Here is a 1697-nt window from a genome sequence, read left to right as displayed (position 1 = left end):
GCGGTAGCAAGTTCACTTGCTACCTTTGAATTGGAGGAGAGTCTAGAAAACTTTGGTACAGCCACTGCTGCTAATATACCAATTATAACTAAAACCATTATAATTTCTATTAGAGTAAAGGCCTTCCTCATTTTAAGACTATTTTTGTGTAGATAAATCTATAATATAACTAGTTCCAGTCTTAGTACAATCATACCCTTTTACTTGAAGAGATTTTTGCATTGCTTTACCAGATGTAGTAGTAGGGTCACATTTGAAATCTGCGGTCACATTCGCATCTGCAGTTGTACCACTACCTTGATATGTATAAGTAACATTTAAGTCAGATTGTGTACCTCTATATACTGCTGTTGAATTCCCATCTGCAGTAGTTTGATCAGTTACTACCCAATCTTTCCCTTGGAATTTATAAAGATTTGAGATGTTTAAATCACCTGCTTGCACACGATTTAATTCTGTTTGATTTAAAAATGATGAGGCACCACCACTTGAATTTAAATCATTCAAAGGCCCTATAGCATCTGAAACCACAGCATTTTGTTTTAAATTTTGGAACTTCGGTACGGCAACCGCTGCCAAAATACCAATAATAACGATCACAAAGATCAACTCTATAAGTGTGAAACCACTTCTTTTCATATATCTATCCTTTAATGTAAGTTAGCTGTATTTTAACTCAATAATTCTTAAGCATCTCTTATTGACTGCTTAAATACTTTTATAATCTTTTAGAAAGAACCAAATGTAACTTTTGCATCTCTTTTGCAAAACCTCCCCAATTCCCCTTCTTTAAAAATTGCAAGGCTTGATTGTAATGTTTGAGTGCCTCTTTTGTTCCTCTTAGAAGAGGTGCTTTTACCCCTCTTTTTTTAGATACAGAGATATGAAAAATAGCTTGCAATGCTTCATCTAGTGTTCTTCTCATGGCAATTTTATCTCTAAAGACTACTATAACCCTTTTAAGTTCAGGAATTTGACCTTGTTCGGATTGTAGATAGACAGGCTCCACATAAAGAAAAGAGTTTTTGATGGGAATAACAAGCTGATTGCCTTTTATGACTTGTGAGCCTTGTTGTCCCCAGAGCGTAAGTTCGGCTGAGATTTCTGGTTTTTGGTTAATCCTCGCTTCTATCTGCATAGGTCCATAAATGAGCTTCTCTTTAGGGAGTGTATAGACGATTAAGTCCCCATAGTGAGGCGTATCACATCTTGCACACATCCATGCTACCATATTGTCTTTTTTTGAAGGGTTGAGTGGTAACATTAAAATATACTCTTCACGCTTCATTTTTGGTAAACGCATAATGATGTAATAGGGAACCATCTTTTGCTGTTCGCCTTGAAAAATAACATTTGGTATTTGCCAATAATCTTCCTGATTATAAAAAACTTTTGGGTCAGTCATATGGTAGGCATTGTAAATTTTTACCTGAATATTAAATAAATCCGTAGGGTAACGGATGTGTGCTTGTAAAAACTTCGGCATCTCTTGAAACGGTTTAAAGAGTTTTGGATAAATTTTTTCATAAGTCTGGAGCAGTGCATCATGAGGATTTACAACATAAAAAGAGACATTACCATTATAAGCATCAATCACTACTTTTACAGAGTTTTTAATGTAATTGATGCCTCGTTGAATTGGGTTACGAGAGATTGGTTCGGAGTATGGGTACATATTGCTTGTTGTATAAGCATCT

General features: G+C 35.2%; 3 protein-coding genes. All 3 read right to left on the bottom strand.

Features of this window, described 5'->3' with window-relative positions; all coding sequences use genetic code 11:
• On the bottom strand, positions 1-131 hold a 131-nt coding region (locus MVY38_RS00220; RefSeq protein ID WP_297482076.1), incomplete at its 3' end, for a type II secretion system protein.
• A 7-nt stretch (positions 132-138) separates the two neighbouring features.
• A complete protein-coding gene (locus tag MVY38_RS00215) occupies positions 139-639 on the bottom strand; it encodes a prepilin-type N-terminal cleavage/methylation domain-containing protein (protein ID WP_297482073.1) in 501 nt (166 codons plus the stop codon).
• A 79-nt stretch (positions 640-718) separates the two neighbouring features.
• Positions 719-1697: UPF0182 family protein (locus MVY38_RS00210; protein ID WP_297482072.1), on the bottom strand; the 979-nt coding region annotated here is incomplete at its 5' end.

Origin of the sequence: Sulfurimonas sp. (genome assembly GCF_027056685.1) — a bacterium.
Lineage (GTDB): Bacteria > Campylobacterota > Campylobacteria > Campylobacterales > Sulfurimonadaceae > Sulfurimonas.
This window is presented reverse-complemented; position numbering and strand designations above follow the sequence as displayed.